Origin of the sequence: Burkholderia paludis (genome assembly GCF_000732615.1) — a bacterium.
In the GTDB taxonomy this organism is placed as follows: domain Bacteria; phylum Pseudomonadota; class Gammaproteobacteria; order Burkholderiales; family Burkholderiaceae; genus Burkholderia; species Burkholderia paludis.
On the sequence record NZ_JPGL01000022.1, the window covers coordinates 20,054 to 39,445 of the forward strand.

General features: G+C 63.1%; 16 protein-coding genes. 5 read left to right on the forward strand and 11 right to left on the reverse strand.

What is annotated here, in order from left to right; translation table 11 throughout:
• Window positions 1-8: 8 nt before the first annotated feature.
• From GQ56_RS0115035 to GQ56_RS0115055, 5 genes are all read right to left on the reverse strand, one after another.
• On the reverse strand, window positions 9-458 hold the full coding sequence (locus tag GQ56_RS0115035; protein WP_081894913.1) for a TadE family protein: 450 nt from the start codon (window positions 456-458) through the stop codon (window positions 9-11).
• Between the two features lie 21 nt (window positions 459-479).
• Window positions 480-983, reverse strand: coding sequence for a TadE/TadG family type IV pilus assembly protein (locus GQ56_RS0115040; RefSeq protein WP_081894914.1), 504 nt, complete (start codon window positions 981-983; stop codon window positions 480-482).
• A gap of 831 nt (window positions 984-1,814) precedes the next feature.
• A complete protein-coding gene (locus tag GQ56_RS0115045) occupies window positions 1,815-3,359 on the reverse strand; it encodes a hypothetical protein (RefSeq protein ID WP_031399434.1) in 1,545 nt (514 codons plus the stop codon).
• Window positions 3,360-4,923: 1,564 nt separating this feature from the next.
• Window positions 4,924-7,470, reverse strand: coding sequence for an ATP-binding protein (locus GQ56_RS41280; protein ID WP_081894915.1), 2,547 nt, complete (start codon window positions 7,468-7,470; stop codon window positions 4,924-4,926).
• A gap of 300 nt (window positions 7,471-7,770) precedes the next feature.
• Complete coding sequence (locus GQ56_RS0115055; RefSeq protein WP_031399436.1) at window positions 7,771-8,097, reverse strand: hypothetical protein; 327 nt, start codon at window positions 8,095-8,097, stop codon at window positions 7,771-7,773.
• 199 nt (window positions 8,098-8,296) lie between these two features.
• Here GQ56_RS0115055 and mutS point away from each other — a divergent pair, with 199 nt between their 5' ends.
• Together mutS and GQ56_RS0115065 are read left to right on the forward strand one after the other, a co-directional pair.
• A complete protein-coding gene (gene mutS, locus GQ56_RS0115060; protein ID WP_031399437.1) occupies window positions 8,297-10,954 on the forward strand; it encodes a DNA mismatch repair protein MutS in 2,658 nt (885 codons plus the stop codon).
• Window positions 10,935-12,203 (forward strand): hypothetical protein, encoded by a 1,269-nt coding sequence (locus tag GQ56_RS0115065; protein ID WP_031399438.1) that lies wholly within the window; start codon window positions 10,935-10,937, stop codon window positions 12,201-12,203. The genes mutS and GQ56_RS0115065 overlap by 20 nt, the downstream gene beginning before the upstream one ends.
• Here the strand turns inward: GQ56_RS0115065 and GQ56_RS0115070 are convergent.
• Window positions 12,183-12,725, reverse strand: coding sequence for an FKBP-type peptidyl-prolyl cis-trans isomerase (locus tag GQ56_RS0115070; protein WP_031399439.1), 543 nt, complete (start codon window positions 12,723-12,725; stop codon window positions 12,183-12,185). The genes GQ56_RS0115065 and GQ56_RS0115070 overlap by 21 nt on opposite strands.
• A 32-nt stretch (window positions 12,726-12,757) precedes the next feature.
• Here GQ56_RS0115070 and GQ56_RS0115075 point away from each other — a divergent pair, with 32 nt between their 5' ends.
• Genes GQ56_RS0115075 through GQ56_RS45885 form a run of 3 tightly spaced genes read left to right on the forward strand, consistent with a single transcriptional unit; the run spans window position 12,758 to window position 14,473 of the window.
• Complete coding sequence (locus GQ56_RS0115075) at window positions 12,758-13,978, forward strand: cupin domain-containing protein (RefSeq protein WP_031399440.1); 1,221 nt, start codon at window positions 12,758-12,760, stop codon at window positions 13,976-13,978.
• Between the two features lie 56 nt (window positions 13,979-14,034).
• Window positions 14,035-14,280 (forward strand): hypothetical protein, encoded by a 246-nt coding sequence (locus GQ56_RS47050; protein ID WP_075122947.1) that lies wholly within the window; start codon window positions 14,035-14,037, stop codon window positions 14,278-14,280.
• Entirely contained in the window at window positions 14,210-14,473 is a 264-nt protein-coding gene (locus tag GQ56_RS45885) for a hypothetical protein (protein ID WP_034198493.1), read from the forward strand. The genes GQ56_RS47050 and GQ56_RS45885 overlap by 71 nt, the downstream gene beginning before the upstream one ends.
• Before the next feature lie 112 nt (window positions 14,474-14,585).
• Here the strand turns inward: GQ56_RS45885 and GQ56_RS0115080 are convergent, their stop codons facing one another.
• From GQ56_RS0115080 to GQ56_RS0115100, 5 genes are all read right to left on the reverse strand, one after another.
• A complete protein-coding gene (locus GQ56_RS0115080; protein ID WP_031399441.1) occupies window positions 14,586-15,362 on the reverse strand; it encodes an MBL fold metallo-hydrolase in 777 nt (258 codons plus the stop codon).
• Between the two features lie 4 nt (window positions 15,363-15,366).
• Complete coding sequence (gene bamC / locus GQ56_RS0115085; protein WP_031399442.1) at window positions 15,367-16,512, reverse strand: outer membrane protein assembly factor BamC; 1,146 nt, start codon at window positions 16,510-16,512, stop codon at window positions 15,367-15,369.
• A 111-nt stretch (window positions 16,513-16,623) separates the two neighbouring features.
• Window positions 16,624-17,529, reverse strand: a complete 906-nt coding sequence (dapA, locus tag GQ56_RS0115090) for a 4-hydroxy-tetrahydrodipicolinate synthase (protein WP_031399443.1) — start codon at window positions 17,527-17,529, stop codon at window positions 16,624-16,626.
• Between the two features lie 48 nt (window positions 17,530-17,577).
• The gene (locus GQ56_RS0115095; protein ID WP_031399444.1) at window positions 17,578-18,180 is read right to left on the reverse strand and encodes a class I SAM-dependent methyltransferase; all 603 of its coding nucleotides are present in this window, start codon (window positions 18,178-18,180) and stop codon (window positions 17,578-17,580) included.
• A gap of 8 nt (window positions 18,181-18,188) precedes the next feature.
• A complete protein-coding gene (locus tag GQ56_RS0115100; protein WP_031399445.1) occupies window positions 18,189-19,391 on the reverse strand; it encodes a tryptophan--tRNA ligase in 1,203 nt (400 codons plus the stop codon).
• Window position 19,392 lies beyond the last annotated feature (1 nt).

The following is a 19,392-nucleotide window of genomic DNA, read 5'->3' on the forward strand; positions in this document are numbered from 1 at the left end:
ATCGGTCGTCATTGCACGCGCGCGGTAACGGTCGCGGCCACCAGCGACGGCATCATGGTGTTCAGGTTGAGATAGTTTCCGGGGACGACAGGATGGAAACCGGAGTAGATCACGCTGACCTTGACGGGCACGTCGACTGCAGCGCTCGACGCCGGCGCGAGGTCAGTTGCGCACCCCGCATCGTTCGTACATGCAACGCCATTGACGGTCGTGGAAATCGTGATGCCGCTCGGGTTGAGAAACGACGCGGCTGCCACGGCTTGCGACAACGTCGTCGTATATGGCGTGGTCGTGCCTCTCTGCGCCGCGAACGTCCGCGCGGCAGATGAAGCGGCATTGCTCACCGCGAGGAAGTTGACGAGCAGCCAGCCGAACTGCGCGATGCCCAGCAGAATCAGCAGGATGACCGGCAACATCACCGCCATTTCAATGGCAGCAGATCCCCGTTGCGATTTCATAGCCTCCGCTCCCCCGCGAAATTACTGAATGACTTCCGTCATCGTCGACGTGATGTTTTTGGGCATGATGCTGGCCAATGCGCCCCAGGCGCCGGCATACAACGGACTGAATGCATGGCCAAGGGTCACTGTCGCCGTCGAACCGGCCGCCGGCGCATTGGACATCGTTCCCAGCGCGGCCTGACAAGCGGAATCGGATGTACAAGCCACACCGTTCACGGACGTCGAAATGCTGAATCCGGTGCGGAGCGGGCCGAGCGCATTGGTGACGATGGAAACCGTGTCCGAATACGGCGTAGAGAAGCCGCGCTCGGACGCGAACTGATGCGCGCCGACCGATGCGGCCTGCGTCACGATGATGAAATTGGAAATCAGCCAGGAGAACTGTGCGATACCCAGGAGTATCAGCAACAGGACCGGGAGCAATAACGAAAACTCGACCGCCGCGACACCTCGCTGCCTTTTTCCCCGCATGACGGTCCCCGTTCGACGTTTGAAGATGGTGCGTGGATTCGTTGACTGCATTCACGCTATCCGGTTACGACTGGCCGAACGGCACGATGCCAGATTCGTGCCAATGTGCGCCTCTCAAGGAGCGGCCGGGTATCCGGGATACATGAAGTCGTTCGCGGACCTGACTTGTTTCAGGTCTGAAACGTGTTTTCCGCACGGACCGAGCACGCAGACGGCCGACCGCCACGGGCGGCGATTTTCCTCAAACAGGCCGACGGTCGGACCGAGAGGCGGCGCAGTCGATGGACGAGCTTCGCGCCCATTGCCGGACGAGGCGGAACCCCTACCCCGGGAGCACGCCGGCGCGGCCAACCGGAATTTGCATCCGGCCACGCGCGATGTTTCAACGCTGAAACGTCAGGGGTTTGCACGTGAGCATGCGCGTTGCCGGGGACGCGACAACAACGACGCGTGAACGCCCGCTTCGATCGCATGCAGGCTTCGGTCGACGACCTTGGCCGGCCTTGCTTTTGCGGTGTCGGAGGGTGGGCTCGCAGGTTTGCTTGGCCGCAAGGATGACGTGCCGTGTGCGCCCGGCCAGATCATGCGAGAACCGAATTCAGTGGACGGAGGCCCGGGAAACGCTTCCGTATCGCGTGTGCCCGCAACCTTCGACCGCACGCGTCAACGTCATGCAGACGATGCAGGAATACCCGGCCTGATATCGAAACAAAAGGGATTGGGCAAAAGGCTGCGCCGATCCCTGCGCCCGGTCCCTTTTGAATCGACCGGGCCGCTCGTCGCTCAGGCATGTGCCTCCGAAGGCGGCCCGGAACACCGGGGGACCATGGAACGGATCCCGGTTCTTTCCGGTTATGCGTGCTCCAGGCTGCCTGGCCGGGATTACGCGCTCAGCTGAATCATCGAGTGGACTTGCGTAAGCGCCTGCTGCCATTCGGCGCTATTGTGCGTGGCGTCGCCGCTGTCGATCAGCGGCTGGAGCAACGCCAGCAGGTTCGACGACCGCGACGTTTCTTCCGGCGTGGTCACATCCGAAATCAGTTTGCCCGCCTCGTACGTCGACTCGCGCGTCTTCCGGTCGGATGACTGACTCAACGACGCATTCAGCAGCGCACCGCGTTCCGTGGCGATCTGGACCGTGCTGCTGGCGCTGTCGTCGATCTGTACGTAGCGATAGTTCTGCGACGCGCGCGACGACGTCAATGCCGGTTCGCCGGCGCCCGACAGCGCCTGATGGTAGCTCGCGCTCAGATGAGACTGCTGGCGCTGGGTGATCTGCCCGTCATTTTGCGAGCCGGAGAGTTTCGTGCTTTGCGATACCTGATAGGAAAACGAGTTGACCTCACCGGGGCGCAACGGATTGGGAGAAGTCGTCGCGTCCGTGATCGACGCGCTGAAATCGCCGAGTCCCGTCAACATCGCCTGGCTCGCCTGCTGCAGCGTCGGAGCGTAGGCGGTACCCGGCAACACTTGTGCCGACGGCGTCCCGTAGTCCTGGTTCATTTGCGCGAAACCGTCTTCAAACATCGACATGAGCGCCGCATTGCCATGTCCACGCGAATTCGCCTGATCGAACTGCTGCAGATAGCTGGCGACGGACGCGGCCCGCTGCGCACTCGTCCCCCAGAGCGCCGGATTGCTCGTATCGACGCTGACGTCGATTGCACCCTCCGCACTCTTGAGACTGAGGCTTCGAGACGCTCGATCTTGCGAATAACTGGCCGACACGTTCGCATTGCCGTCGTTGGTGACGTTGTACTGGAAGTTCACGGAGGCGAGCGCCGACGTGTCGAATTGCGTCAGGCCGCTCAGGTCGAGTTTTGGCGGCACCGTGCCCAAACCGTCGATGGCCCGCTGGAAACCGGTGGCGAGCTGTGCCACGGCGCTGCGCTCGCTGTCGCTGAGTTTGCCGCTACTCTGGATGCTGGCCGACAGGCTGCCGCCCTCGCTGTCGATCTCGATGTCGACCGTCACGCCGCTTTGCGTCTTGATCGCGAGGTGGACCTTCCCTTCGGGCCCTTGCAGCGTCGGCAACGCAATGCCGCCGGTCGTGCTGACCGACTGCGAAAAATCACTGCCCGTCGTCTTGAAACGATCGAGCAGCGCACTGCCGACGCCGGAGAACTGCCCCGTCATCGTCTGTGCGTTGGTGTAGCTGCCCAGCATCTGGAGCGTCACGGCGTCGCGACTGTCGTTGGCCGTGGTGATCGCAGGCGCGGCGCCGGCAAGCACCCCCTGCGGCGTATAGGTTTCGAGTGCCACGGCGCCGAAGGAGGAAGGAATCGTGACAACCGTCGATGGCGAAGACAACAACGCACTCTGACCACTAGGTGCATTCGGCGATACGGAGGGGACAAGACTTACGGAATCCACGAGCGGAACCAGTCCGACGGTCGTGGCGGCGTTCAGGGAAGATAAGGTAGGCATGGCTTTCCAATGCGTTCTTGTTACTTGCTTGTTGTGCGGATGCGCTGGTACGGCAATATGCTCTGCCCGTTTTATCGTCAGACAATATGGATTCTTTAGCCCGACCTTTCATATTTTCGATCTGGCACGAAATTCAGATCGGATATCCGGGCCGGGCAGAAGGAAGACCCGCGGTTTCACGCATCAGGAAAAATGCTTCGGCGATGAAGCGACCGGCGTGGCCGGTGGTTGAGTCCGCTGGTTGGAAGCGATATTCGAATGTCGTGCAGACGGCACGGGTCGCCGCGGGCGGGGGGGCGCCTGAGGGCCGATTGCCCGATGTGGCCGGGCGCAGGGTCGTATCGCAATGGGTTTCAGCTCACATCTGAGCTTCGAGCAGACCCCTTTCACGCCACTGGTAAACTCTGGCAACCGCCACCCTAATGATGCAGCAGTACCTGCGCCTTGCCTGACAAGGATCAGCCCGCAAAGCTACGCCAAGACCTACGCCCACCCTTTTCAGAATCTGTCGTTAACCGAAAAGGGCATTGCATCGAACGTGTCACAATCATGCGTCGTCGCGAAAAACCAACTGGGCAACTTGTGAAGTCACTACTCATTCTGATTGCATTAACAGGCTTGTCGGTCGTTTCGACAGCGCAGGGACAGAACGCTGCGACTCTCATCGGGTTATCAAAGGATCTATCTAGGCATATGAATGGCCCGGACGGCGAGTACGGGTTCATTCGTGTCGAGATGCCTCACTGCCGTCAGTTTGGACTGGGAGCCAGCGAAGATCTGCCACCTCCAAATCAATACCGTTTCGTAGATTTTAGTCACGCGCAGAATGCGAACGTCGATACGCGCGGAGTGACGTTTGCGATGCGGTCAATACCTTTGCCCTGGTGCAAGCCGGGCGAAGGTATGTACTAAAGGTTCGTCTCTGATATTTTGTGATTGCTTGTTCGTTGTCTAGCGTCGCGAGAGTTTGGAAGCGCTTGGCTGCCGCTCACCATCACCCGCACCTGGCCAAACGGCGAACTTCGCGCGTGAACGCCGAGGCCACTGGTAAACTCGGGCAACCAAAGCAACTTTTCCCCTGTCACATGAGCATGCAACCCGCAGCAGCACCTGCTACCGTCACTCCCATGATGCATCGGTAACTGCGCCCTATCTGACGTGGCTTTGATCAGAAAGCTACGCCAATACCTACGCCAGCCATTTTCAGGGACGTCCGCTCCCGACCCATTGCCGTCGTCCGTCACGAGGCCACGTCAACGACCGCTTCCAAGGCCCAACGGCCGTCGATGTCGACATCAAGACCGGCGGACAGACCGGATAAGACACGACGCCCGCTTTGAGAGTAGCGCTGGCGTCGGGGTGTCGTTTTCTTTCGCTAATCAGGCGTTCACGTACCGACCACCGTTCGCTCAATGGGACAAGGGTGTGTTTCAGCCGTCAAAGCATGTGCCGAACCGACTACGGGAAGAGGTACCGCCGCTTAATGCATGGATCCAGATGGCAGTTGCGGAGGCACGTGTCAAACCACAATCGTCAGATTTACTCTGATATCGATTCCAGCCCTTCATAACCGCCCTAGCGAAGCAATCGCGGCCTCGTAAGTCGACCGCAAGTCCCTATCCAAGCTCACCTGGCTGAGCACAGCTCTTACCCCGCGTAGTGCGTCTGATATTCGAGTCTGTGCGGCTCTCGCTTGTGTAGTATTGGCCGATAGGTCGACCCCGGCCACCAACTTACGCGTCGAAGCGAGCAAGCGGTCTATATTTGCGGATCGATAGTCGCCGCTATTCAGAGCATGGAGTGCAGAGTCATATGCAAGCAACCCAGCCTCAAGTCCGGTCCCCCTGTTCGCTATCTCCCACGCAGCATCATTGATCGCAGTCAAGTCATTGACGAGCGACTCGACCTGGGCTTCATTTCGAATAGAATTTTTGGCTGTGCTCAGATCTGATGCTGCTTTGAATAACAACTCGACCGCCGCACTCAAACTGCCGTCGGCGAAGCGAATCATGGCAATCTGCGCGGTAGTCCTAGCACGTAATGGGAGCCAAATAGCGCGGTCCATCCCGCTGTCAATCGCCAGATTCACAACATCGCTAGCCGCTGCAAATTGCTGCATATCCAATAACGTTTGGTACCACATATCGAACAGCAACGGCCGGCGCTGCCCATGCTTAAATGACGCATTGAGCGCGGCAACTGCCTCCGACGGCTTGGTCTCCCGCAGGCACCGCCCTTTTAGCATCAGCAAATCCGGGTTATCGTAATCAGCTGACAAGGCTGCATCTACTGTTTCGATAGCCGGCGCGATCTGGTTTGCACTCATGAGAGCAATTACCTGTTTCACGACCAAACCGACTTTCTTTCTCGTGCTAGCGCCTGCCGCTGCTGCCGCTTTTTTGCTAAATTCCCGGGCGGAAGAAAGTAAGCGCCGATGATCCGCAACCAGCTCGTCCGCCGCCTCAAGCACGGCGGTCGCCGTGGACTCCGGTACGGAAAAACGCGGTTCCCTTTCAATAATTTTTGGTGAATCAACTAGGAAGAGCATTTGCAACTGCGTTATCGCGGCATCGAATTCTACTTTTCCGGTATGCGTCACCTCAAGTAGCTCAGCACGCGAACAGTCTCGCAGGATTGCTGCCCCGTAAAGGATGCGCCTAGCCGCTACCGACAGCGCCTGGAGCTCCTTTTTTAGGGCAGCAGAACGTGCATCTTCTCCGGGCTTGCCCCCCCACTCCTTTACCGCCTGCTGCAAGGTATAGCCTTGCTTTACTAAGCGGAGAATAGAGTCGGTCCATAGCGGTGATCCACCACTTGATTTCTGTAGCGGCCGAATATCTGATCGGCTCAACGACGAGACGCCGAAGCGGAGTAGGCGATCCGCAACAAACGACTCATATGGCTCTCCATCAAGCCCAGGAACGAGGATGCATTGCGTGTCAGAGAATGCGAAATTTGCACGCGTAGTCAACAGGAACTTCGAATTGCCCCCGGGCGCGATCTGTTGAACGATTTCAAAAACTCGCTTTTGTTGAGTCGGATCAAGCGAATCAATGTCATCCACCACGATTAAAGATGGAATCAATCGCAGGCTTTCCCGAAGCGTGCGCTGCAGCGTGTATTCACTCTCCTCTTTGGCGTCGAGTTGCTGCTGAGTGATTCCTGCAGTGCCTAGGCACAAAACCTCCAACAATTCACGGGGGCTGGAGTACCAACACTCGGGCAGCTCCACGTACTCGTTTCGATCTGCTCGAAATTGCACACGCTTTGCAGACACCCAAAGGACCTGAATAAATGGCAATGGTGCATTGCGAAAGAATCGACTCGCGAACTCGTAAGCAATCGATGTTTTGCCTTTTCCTCCGACACCGGCCAGTAGCCTAACAGGTTCCAGTTCGTCTGCAATCCAAGCCCAGAGCGACGCGAGAATTTCGTCACGGCCAAAAAGATGGGTGCAGATCAAATTCCGATCTGGGAGATTGTTCGGTATCACCCGAGACACCGTGGCCATTGGCGACAGCTTGATACTACCAGCAAGTAGATCGTCGGCGTTTCTCGATGAATTTAGAAACTCCCACTGTGAAGCGATGGTCGCTGGCACTGTCCGGTCAAATTGGCGGAAGTACGTCGTCTTTTCCATGAAAATTGGCCGACCGGGCTTCTTTTCAGGTCCATTTTTTGTAAGAAACGCCGGGGACTGCGACACCGGTCGACAAGGAATAAATATCGAAATGACTGACTTCTCTGAGACAGTGATGTCTGACACTGAAATTTCGACAAGGGAGGAGCAATACGATTCGAGTGCGCCTCTGAGTTGCACGACAAAATCGGCGGGTTTATCAAAGCCGACAATCGAGAACTTTTCGTCGACCGCTGTTTCCGACACTCCTAAAAATAAGTAGCCGCCGTATGAATTGAAGAATGACAGAATGTCTTTCGCCAATTCCGCGTATGCCACCTTGGAACCATCGAACGCCTCCTTGTAGTCCCACAGCGCGCACTCTTTCGGAACCGGACAGCTGTCGGGAAAGAACACATCCAACAACGCTGACCCAATGGCGCCACCGCGCACACACTTTATTGCACCCCGTACGTGGTCGTGTAGATTCATAGTTGTTTATGTCATCGCTATATTGAGCCAGGAACCGTTTCGGTGCGCTTATTCGGCGCGGTGCGCGTGCCGCAAATCGTCATCTTTCATCTTACTATAGCTTGACGCCGCAGCACGACCATCAACGTCCGCTGTTCGAGAGTTGCGGCCGTTCGAATAGCCGTCTGACGGAGTTGGCAAACGGCGGCTTGTGGCCGAACCCGGAAGTTCGGCCGGCGCCCATTAGCCGCCTGCCCGATCTCGACGCGAACTTCCCTTGTCGACCCGAAGCCGCCGGTCAATTTGACGACAAGCGGTCATCTACATTAAGCGCGCGCGATATCGTCCGTACGCGAGCAGCGCGAAAAACAGCAATAAGGCTAAAGTACCAACAAGCAGTGCCACCCTTGCTACGCGCGCCCAGCTATCAATTTGTGGGTCGTTCAGTGATCTATAGTCACCGCTCACCAGCCAGATAATCGGCGCGTAGTTGAATTTACCGTCCTTTCCAAGGAACGCGCTTTCTCCCGGATAGTGGCTCTGCAGTTTGGCGACGATTCTGCTCTGCATAAGGCCGCTGACCAGCAGACCGATCGCGGCTAGCGCGATAAGCAACTCGAAAACGTGCATGACATCGGCGGAGTTCATGTCGTGAAATTTTTCCTGAGTGCACTACCGTTGCGACGAAACATTATCGACGATTTTCATATCAAAGCCGACTGACCGCTTCTGGCCGGTTGCTGCCCCTCGCCATCGCCGACAACTGGCCGGATGGCGAACTTCGACCGATCCCGTGCGGGCCACTGGTAAACTCGGGCAACCAAAGCAACAATTTCATGCCTGACCTATGACCACGCTGTCGCCCGACGCCTTCGCCGGCCACACCCCGATGATGCAGCAGTACCTGCGCATCAAGGCCGACCACCCCGACACGCTCGTTTTCTACCGGATGGGCGACTTCTACGAGCTGTTCTTCGAAGACGCGGAAAAGGCCGCCCGACTGCTCGACCTGACCCTCACGCAACGCGGCGCATCGGCCGGCACGCCGATCAAGATGGCCGGCGTGCCGCATCACGCCGTCGAACAATATCTTGCGAAGCTCGTGAAGATGGGCGAATCGGTCGCGCTCTGCGAACAGATCGGCGATCCAGCCGCGTCGAAGGGCCCCGTCGAGCGCAAGGTCGTGCGCGTCGTCACGCCCGGCACGCTGACCGATGCCGCACTGCTGTCCGACAAGAACGACGTCTATCTGCTCGCGATGTGCACGGGCCACAACAAGCGCGGCGTCGCGGTCAACATCGGCCTCGCGTGGCTGAATCTCGCCAGCGGCGCCTTGCGGCTCGCCGAAATCGCGCCCGACCAGCTCGCTGCCGCGCTCGAACGCATCCGCCCGGCCGAAATCCTGACGCCGGACGGCGCGACCGACTCCGTGCCCGCGGGCGCGGGCGCAAACAAGCGCGTGCCGGCCTGGCACTTCGACATCGCGTCGGGCACGCAGCGCCTGTGCGATCAGCTCGACGTCGCGAGCCTCGACGGCTTCGGCGCGCATTCGCTGACGAGCGCGTGCGGCGCGGCCGGCGCGCTGCTGCTCTACGCAGCCGCCACGCAAGGCCAGCAGTTGCGGCACGTGCGCAGCCTGAAGGTCGAGAACGAAACCGAATACATCGGGCTCGATCCGGCGACGCGCCGCAACCTCGAACTGACCGAGACCCTGCGCGGCACCGAATCGCCAACGCTGTATTCGCTCCTCGACAGCTGTTGCACGACGATGGGCAGCCGCCTGCTGCGCCACTGGCTGCATCACCCGCCACGCGCGTCGGTTGCGGCGCAATCGCGCCAGCAGGCGATCGGCGCGCTGCTCGAGGCGCCGGCCAACGCGAGCCTCGACGCCTTGCGCAGCGCACTGCGCCAGATCGCCGACGTCGAGCGGATCACCGGGCGTCTCGCCCTGCTGTCCGCACGCCCGCGCGACCTGTCCAGCCTGCGCGATACGTTCGCCGCGCTGCCGGCGCTGCGCGAACGCATCAGCGCGATCGTTGCGAATGCGGATGCGCTCACGCGCGTCGATGCGGCGCTCGCGCCGCCCGCCGAATGCCTCGACCTGCTGACGAACGCGATCGCGCCCGAGCCGGCCGCAATGGTGCGCGACGGCGGCGTGATCGCGCGCGGCTACGATGCCGAGCTCGACGAACTGCGCGACATCTCGGAAAACTGCGGCCAGTTCCTGATCGATCTCGAAGCGCGCGAACGCACGCGCACCGGCATCGCGAACCTGCGCGTCGAATACAACAAGGTGCACGGCTTCTACATCGAGGTCACGCGCGGCCAGACCGACAAAGTGCCGGACGATTACCGCCGCCGCCAGACGCTGAAGAATGCCGAACGCTACATCACGCCGGAACTGAAGACCTTCGAGGACAAGGCGCTGTCCGCGCAGGAACGCGCGCTGGCACGCGAGCGGGCGCTGTACGACGCGGTATTGCAGGCGCTGCTGCCGTTCATCTCCGAATGCCAGCGCGTCGCCTCCGCCCTCGCCGAACTCGACCTGCTCGCCGCGTTCGCCGAGCGCGCTCGCGCGCTCGACTGGGTCGCGCCGACGTTCACCGACGAGGTCGGCATCGAGATCGAACAAGGCCGCCACCCGGTCGTCGAAGCGCAGGTCGAACAGTTCATCGCGAACGACTGCCGGTTCGGCAGCGAGCGCAAGCTGCTGTTGATCACCGGCCCAAACATGGGCGGTAAGTCGACGTTCATGCGGCAGACCGCGCTGATTGCACTGATGGCTTACGTGGGCAGCTACGTGCCGGCCAAATCGGCCTGTTTCGGCCCGATCGACCGGATCTTCACGCGGATCGGCGCGGCCGACGATCTCGCGGGCGGCCGCTCGACGTTCATGGTCGAGATGACCGAGGCCGCGGCCATCCTCAACGACGCGACGCCGCAAAGCCTGGTGCTGATGGACGAAATCGGCCGCGGCACGTCGACGTTCGACGGTCTCGCACTCGCGTGGGCCATCGCTCGTCACCTGCTGGCGCACAACGCGTGCTACACGCTGTTCGCGACGCACTACTTCGAGCTGACGCAACTGCCGGCCGAATTCCCGCAAGCGGCCAACGTCCACCTGTCGGCCGTCGAGCACGGCCACGGCATCGTGTTCCTGCACGCGGTCAACGAAGGACCGGCGAACCAGAGCTACGGCCTGCAGGTCGCGCAGCTCGCGGGCGTTCCGGCGCCGGTGATCCGCGCCGCACGCAAGCACCTCGCGTATCTCGAACAGCAGTCGGCAACGCAGCACACGCCGCAACTCGACCTGTTCAGCGCGCCGCCGGCGGCCGTCGACGATCTCGAATGCGCGGACGCGCCGGCGCCTGCCGACACGCCGCATCCGGCGCTCGAGAAACTGCGCGACATCGATCCCGACGACCTCAAGCCGCGAGAGGCGCTCGACCTGCTGTACGAACTGCGCACGCTGGTCCGTTCGCACGATGCCGACGGGCACGCGTAAGCGCATCCCGTGCGGCCTGCGGGCCCGCGCCGCTACCGCGCTCGTCGCGGCGACGCTCGCGCTCGCGCAGGCCGACGCACGGGCCGCGCCGCCGAAGCAGCGCACCGCCGCGCCCTACTCGTTCGCGGTCGTGTCGGGCGTGATGAACGTGCCCGCGGACGAACCGGCCGCCCAGCGGCTGCTCGATTCGATCGCGCGCGAGCGCAACCTCGCGTTCGTCGTCTATGCGGGCGACCTCAAAGGCTCGAAGGAAGCGTGCCGCGATGCGCTGTATTCGCAGCGCGGCGCGATCCTGGACGCGGCACGTGTGCCGCTCGTGTTCATCCCCGGCCACGACGACTGGGCGACGTGCAACACCACGGCCGGCGGCGGCTACGATCCGGTCGAGCGGCTCGACTTCCTGCGACAGACGCTGCTCGCCGATTCCGCGCTGCCCGATCCCGGCGCGCTGCAGATCACGCGGGAGAGCGAAGTCGCACGGTTCCGGCCGTATCGCGAAAACGTCCGCTGGATGCGCGACGATATCGTCTATGTCGCGCTCAACGCGCCTGCGCCGAACAACCACTATCTGACGGCCGGCGGCCGGAACGGGGAATTTGAGGATCGCATCATCGCGAACGGCTTCTGGATCGATCACGCGGCCGAATACGCGAAGCGCCGCGAGGCGCGCGCGATCGTGGTGATTTTCGAGGGCGATCCGCAATTCGAACGCTACGAACGCGCGGAACGCTTTGCGTGGCTGCGTTTCAACCGGCCGCGCGTACGCGACGGCTTCCGTGAGTTGAAACGAACGCTGGTCAAGGCGGCGGCAACGTTCCGCGGCCCGATACTGGTGATGCACGCAAGCGGCGAAGCGCTTGCGAACGGCTTTCAGATCGATCGCCCGTTGCGTAACGACGACGGTGAACTGGTAGGAAACGTGACACGCGTCGCGATCGGACCGCGCCATCCGGCAAATCAGTGGGTCAAGGTGAGCGTGTCGCCGGCACGACAGACAATCTTCAACGTCAGCCTGCAGGATGTACCGAAGAACCTGCCGGTGCCGCCCGCGCTGCCGCTCGTGCCGCACGACGACGTCCCGCTGCCGCAGATGCCGGAAATCCCCGCGTTGCCGGCGCTGCCCGACTCATCGTCGGTCGCGCCGCCACTGCAGGGCGACGGCGCCGCACCGGGCGCCGCATCGTGGCCGGCCCCCGTTCCGGGGCCGGCGCCCGCCCTGCCCGCGAGCTCAGTGCAGGGTACGCCCTGACGGTGCTTCGCCGTCTTCGTCTTCATCCTCGTCGACGATCTCGAGCCCTTCCGCGCCGTGCGCGTGCTCATGCTCGATTTCGTCTTCGGTGGCTTCGCGAACGTCCTTCACGGTGAGCGCGAAACGCAGCGCCATGCCGGCCAGCGGGTGGTTGCCGTCGAGCACGACCTTGTCTTCGGCGATGTCGGTGACCGTGTAGATCAGCGAATCGACTTCCTCGTCGCCGTCTTCCGGCGTGCCTTCGAACTGCATGCCCACTTCGAGCGGCTCGGGAAAACGATCGCGCGGCTCGATCTTCACGAGTTCGGGATCGTAGTCGCCGAACGCGTCCTGCGGCTCGAGCTGAACCTGCGCCTGGTAGCCCGGCTCATGGCCGTCGAGCTGTTCCTCGATCTTGGGGAACGTGCCATCATAGCCGCCGTGCAGATAGACCATCGGCTCGTCGCTTTCCTCGATCAGATTGCCCTGTGCATCCGACAGCTTGTAAGTGACCGACACGACGGTGTTTTTTGCGATTTTCATCCAATTCTCCCAAATACAAGTCTCATTATACGATGCGCAACCGGTCTCAAGCCGAACCGCGGGATGCCGCCGCCGCCGCGCTCGGCGCGCCGCCACCCGATCTTCCCACACCGCTGCTCGGCGGTCTTACGCCGGCGCAATTCATGCGCGGCTACTGGCAGAAAAAGCCGCTGCTGATCCGTCAGGCGATTCCCGGCGTCGCGTCGCCGGTCTCGCGCGACGCGCTGTTCGAACTCGCAGCGGACTATGACGCGGAATCGCGGCTGATCACCCATTTTCGTAACAAGTGGCAACTCGCGCACGGCCCGTTCGAGCCCGGCTCGCTGCCCGCCGTCACACGCAAGGCCTGGACCCTGCTGGTACAGGGGCTCGACCTGCACGTCGACGCGGCACGGGAGCTGCTCGACCGCTTCCGCTTCATCCCCGACGCGCGCCTCGACGACCTGATGATCTCGTATGCAACGGACGGCGGCGGCGTCGGCCCGCACTTCGACTCGTATGACGTATTCCTGCTGCAGGTCGAAGGCCGGCGCCGCTGGCGCGTCGGCGCGCAGAAGGACCTGTCGCTGCAGCCGGACGTGCCGCTGAAGATCCTCGAGAACTTCGAGCCGAGCGACGAATGGGTGCTGGAGCCGGGCGACATGCTGTACCTGCCGCCGCACATCGCGCACGACGGCGTCGCCGAAGGCGAGTGCATGACCTGCTCGATCGGCTTCCGGGCTCCGTCCGCCGGTGAACTCGGCGCCCAGTTCCTGTACTATCTCGCGGAGCGCGGCGGCCTGCGCGACGGGTGCGGCGACGATCTCTACCGCGATCCGAAGCAGCCGGCCGTCGATACGCCCGCGCAGTTGCCTCCGGCCATGGTCGAGCGCGTCGCCGAGATCGTCGACGCCATCCGCTGGCGCAAGCGCGACGTCGCCGAATTCCTCGGCTGCTACCTGAGCGAGCCCAAGCCGAACGTCGTGTTCGACCCGCCCGCGCGTCCGCTGTCCGAGGCGGCCTTCGTCACACAGGCGTCACGACGTGGTGTATCTCTCGACAGAAAGGCCGCATTGATGTATAACGCGCGCTCGTACTTCATTAATGGCGAGGAGGGACCGCTCGAGCAAGCCGAAGAATGGCTGCCCGAACTGGCCAATCAACGCCATATGGAGGCGAAACGGTTTGTAACACTATCCCGGGCTCCCTCGATGACAGCTTTGTTGCACGAGTGGTATCGTGCGGGCTGGATACGGGTCGGTAACCGGGATTAGTGTGAGTCGCCCCGTATGCCCGTACGGATCAAATTCTGTATGGGAAAGACAACGTATTGACCCCGCATTTGTCGACGGTCGATAGGAAAGTGCATATAATTTCCGCCCAAGCCGTAGGGAAGATTCACGCTCTAGAAGTGCATCTCCACCAGCGGCCCAGGTCGGTGTTGGAGCACATTACCGGTATTGTTTCGCGCTGTTGCTTACCTTTAACCATAAAAGGACGTGATCATGAAGAAATCCCTCCTCGTAGCTTCCCTGTTGGCTGCTGTTGCACTGGCTGCTTGCAACAAGAGCGCTGATCAAGCTGCTTCGTCGGCTGCAAGCGACGCAGCTGCTGCTGCTTCGTCGGCTGCTTCGGCAGTTGCTGGTGCTGCGAGCGACGCAGCTGCTGCTGCTTCGTCGGCAACGGCTGCTGCGAGCGATGCTGCTGCTGCAGTGGCGTCGGCTGCTTCGGCAGCGACGGCTGCTCCGGCTTCGGGCGCAAGCCAGTAAGCCTCAGCGTCAGCTGAAAAAAAACCGGCCCGAGGGCCGGTTTTTTTGCGTCTGCCGTTTCGTACCGACGGGCCGGCAGTGGCACCGGGCCGCCGCAGCGGCCCCGCCCCGCTCAGCCGAGCATCAGCCAGTCGAAGCCCGCGTCCTGCGTGGCCACGATCACCTCTTCCCCATCCGTCCCCAGTACGCCGCCGAACGCCTGGCGAACCAGCTCCGGCAGGTTGTTCTGCTGGCTCAGATGTGCCGCCACCAGATGCTGGAGGCGACTACGCTCGAGCGACGCCAGGATGTCCGCCGCCGCCGCGTTGCTCAGGTGGCCGTGGTTGCCGCCGATGCGCGCCTTCAGCGACTGCGGATAGCGGCTCGCAGCCAGCATCGCGGTGTCGTGGTTGGATTCGAGTACGAGCGCGTCACAGCCGCTCAGGACGGCCGTGATATGCGGCGTGGCCATCCCGACGTCCGTCAGCACGCCGAGCCTGCGACGACCATCCATGAAGACGAACTGGAGCGGTTCGCGCGCGTCGTGCGGGACCGTATAGGGCATCACGGCCAGATCGCGTATCGCGGCCGTCTCGTCGCCCCACAGCACGTGCAGGTCGACATCGGCCTCGTCCGCGCCGACCGCGCGCGCCGTGCCCCAGCTCATGTAGAGCGGCAGCGACGCGCGACGCGCAAGCGTCAGCGCACTGCCGACATGGTCGCTGTGCTCATGGGTGATGAGGATCGCATCGAGATCGTCGGTGCCGAGATTCAATCGGCCGAGCCGGCGCTCGACCTCCTTGGCGGAAAAGCCGCAGTCGAGCAGCACGCGGGTGGTCGTCGTGCCGCTCGAGGCCTCGACGACCAGCGCGTTGCCTTCGCTGCCGCTTCCGAGGCTGGCGAAGCGCACGCGCTCAGTTCAGTTGCGCGTGGAGCAGCGCGATGAGCCGCTGCGCGTCCGACGAGTTGTCGACCTGGCCGTCTGCACCGACCACCGCGACCTGCGTGCCGCCGTTGCCTTGCGCGCGCACGTTGACGAGGTATTCCTTGCCCGGCTTCGCGGCCGACGGGCCGCCGTAGAACAGCTTGCCGAACAGGCCGTCACGCTTGAGCTCTTCCATCGTGTTCGCGTAGCGGACGGTGTACACGCCCTTCTCGCGGTCGCGATTGTCGACCGTGAAGTTGGTCCGGTCGAGCGCCAGGCCGACGCGCAGCCACGCGCGGTCGAACGACTCGGCCAGTTGCAGCGTCGCCGCGCCGTTGCTCGCGTCGCTGACCTGCGCCGGCGCCGTCGCCGGGCGCGCATCGGTCAGCAGTTGCTTCGCCTGCGCATCGGTCAGGCCGAACTTCTGCATCAGCTTCGACAGGAACACGGCTTCGAGCACCGGGTTGCGCGGACGCTCCTCCCAGCGCGACGACGTGCCGCCCTGCGGGCCGACCATCATTTCCTCCATCGCGCTGTGCGTGATCGAGATGTCGGTATTGCCGTCCGGCGTGCGGTTCACGAGCGTGCGGAAGCGGTCGCGCGTGCCGGACGAGTAGGCGAAATCGATGACCTTGCCGATCGTGCGGCGGAACCAGTCGTCGGGAATGTTCGCGCGGTTTTCGGCCCAGTCGGTGGCCATGATGCCCGTCGACGGCGCGTCGGTCTTCAGCGAGAAGCCGTTCTCCTGCCAGAACTCCTTCAGGATCGGCCACAGCTGCTCGGGCGTGCGACCGTCGACGACGAGCCAGCGGTGGTCGCCGTCGCGCTCGATGTGCATCCCGAGCGGATCCTGCGCGCTCGGCATGCCGTCGGTCGCGTTGCCGGCCTGCGTCGCGACCCGCGGCGGCAGCGTGCCGAGCCCCGCATTGGTCGGCGGCGCGACGAACTGCTGGGTGGTCGGCACCGGCTTCAGGTCGCTCGGCACCGCGAGCGGCGGCGCCGAACCGGTGTTCTTGTAGTTGACCCGGTCAGGGGCCAGATAGTCGTTCAGCGTATCGCAGCCGGCGAGCGCGCCCAGCGCCAGCGCCACCACGGACATCTGGATGGCGCGAGAAGAAAAGGCGAAACGTTTCATGAAATCCTTCGTCTTGCTAGAACGCTCGTCAGGAGCGGCGCCGGACGGAGCCGGCCGGTGCGGGTTGATCAGGGTTCGAGCCGGCGGCCGCAGGACGCGGCCGCCCCGGCATCAGGCGAGGACGCCGGCCTCGACGAGGGCCGAACGCACGACATCGTGACAGCGCTCGTCGAGCGCCGTGAGCGGCAGCCGGATACCGCCCTGCATCTTGCCCATCGCCTGCAGCGCCCACTTCACCGGAATCGGGTTCGCCTCGATGAACAGATTCTTGTGCAGCGACAGCAGCTTCATGTGCAGCGCACGGGCCGTCTGCACGTCGCCGGCCAGCGCCGCGCGGCACAGGTCGCTCATCGCGCGCGGCGCGACGTTCGCCGTCACCGAGATGTTGCCGTGGCCGCCGAGCAGCATCAGCGCGATCGCGGTCGGATCGTCGCCGCTGTAGATCGCGAAATGCTTCGGCGCGGCCTTGATCAGGTGGGCGGCGCGGTCGATGTTGCCGGTCGCTTCCTTCACGCCCACGATGCCCGGCACCTGCGCGAGGCGCAGCGTCGTCTCGTGGCCCATGTCCGCGACCGTGCGGCCCGGCACGTTGTACAGGATCACCGGCAGGTCGACCGCTTCGGCGATCGTCTTGAAGTGACGGTACATGCCTTCCTGCGTCGGCTTGTTGTAGTACGGCACGACCTGCAGCGTCGCGTCCGCGCCGACCGCCTTCGCGTGCTTGGTCAGCTCGATCGCCTCGGCGGTCGAATTGCCGCCCGCGCCCGCGATGATCGGGATGCGTTTCGCCGCATGCTCGACCGCCGTGCGGATCATCAGGATGTGCTCTTCGACGTTGAGCGTTGCCGACTCGCCGCTCGTACCGACCACGACCAGCGCATCGGTGCCTTCCGCGATGTGCCAGTCGATCAGTTTGCGAAACGCCGGCAGGTCGAGACTGCCGTCTTCGAGCATCGGGGTGACGATCGCGGGGATGCTGCCGCGGATTTGAATGCCGTCTTGGGTGCCGTTAGCCATGAAACGCGATTGAGATTGTGTACCGGTAAACGTTGAGATTGTAGCGGATTAGCCGGGCAGTTCGTAACGTGGAATTCCCGCCCCCGCCTTCGGGGTCGCGCCCTCGCGCACCGCGCAGAGACGCTGGACGAACGCTTCGCGCGGCGCGGCGACAAACCCGTCCTCGTAGGCCACCACCCGCAGGCGGCCGTGCACGGCGTCCAGCAACTCGCCCGGAGCGAGCAGGAACGCCGGGTTGGACGGTTTGCCGACGGTTTCGTTTCCTTGCGCGAAGGTTTCGTAGATCAGCACGCCGCCCGGCGCCACCGCATCGAGCAGATGGGGCCAGAGCGGACGGTGCAGATAATGGGTGACGATCACGGCCGAAAACCGTTCGCCGGCCGGCAGCGGCCACGGCGCGCCTTCGAGATCGGCGTCGCGGGCATCGACGCCCGGCATCGCCCGCAACACGGCCAGCGCCGCCGGGTCGCGGTCGAGTGCGACGACCGGATGCCCGCGCGACGCGAACCAGCGCGCATGGCGGCCGCCGCCCGCGGCGACGTCCAGCACCGCGCCGCCCGCCGGCACGAGTCGCGACCATTGCGCGACCCAGCGCGACGGCTCGGCCTGGGCGACGTGACCGCCCGCGGCGGCAATGACGGATGCGTTCATGCGGCTGGTCAGTTGTACGACAGGCCCATCGCGTCGCGCACGTCGCGCATCGTTTCCGTCGCGTACTTGCGCGCCTTGTCGCAACCGTCCGCCACGATCGCGCGCAACAGCGACGGATCGTCCATGTATTTCTGCGCACGTTCGAGCATCGGCTGCTGCTCGCGCAGGATGCCTTCGACGACCGGCTGCTTGCAGTCGAGGCAGCCGATGCCCGCCGAGCGGCAGCCCTTCTGCACCCAGTCGTGCGTCGCTTCGTCCGTGTAGACCTGGTGCAGCTGCCACACCGGGCACTTGTCGGGGTCGCCCGGATCGGTGCGGCGCACGCGCGCGGGATCGGTCGGCATCGTGCGGACCTTCTTCGTGATCGTGTCGGCGTCTTCGCGCAGGCCGATCGTGTTGCCGTACGACTTGGACATCTTCTGCCCGTCGAGGCCGGGCATCCGCGACGCTTCGGTCAGCAGCGCCTGCGGCTCGACCAGGATGATCTTGCGCGCGCCTTCGAGATAGCCGAACAGGCGCTCGCGGTCGCTCATCGACAGGCTCTGCGATTCCTGCAGCATCGCGCGCGCCTGTTCGAGCGCCTCGTCGTCGCCTTCCTGCTGGTACGCGTTGCGCAGCTCGTGATAGAGCTTCGCGCGCTTGCCGCCGAGCTTCTTCGCGGCATCGAGCGCCTTCTCCTCGAAGCCCGGCTCGCGGCCGTACAGATAGTTGAAGCGGCGCGCGATCTCGCGCGTCATCTCGACGTGCGGCACCTGATCCTCGCCGACCGGCACGAGCGAGCCGCGATACAGCAGGATGTCGGCCGCCATCAGCACCGGGTAGCCAAGGAAGCCGTAGGTCGACAGATCCTTGTCCTTCAGCTTCTCCATCTGCTCCTTGTAGGTCGGCACGCGTTCGAGCCAGCCGAGCGGCGTGCTCATGCCGAGCAGCAGCGCGAGTTCCGCGTGCTCGGGCACCTTGCTCTGGATGAACAGCGTCGCCTGCGCCGGATCGATACCGGACGCGAGCCAGTCGACCAGCACGTCCCACACGTTCTTCTCGATGACCTCGGGCGTCTCGTAATGCGTCGTCAGCGCATGCCAGTCGACGACGCAGAAGAAGCACGGGTACTCGGACTGCAGCTTCACCCAGTTTTTCAGCACGCCGTGGTAATGGCCGAGGTGCAGCGACCCGGTGGGCCGCATGCCGGAGAAAATACGTTCTGGGAACATG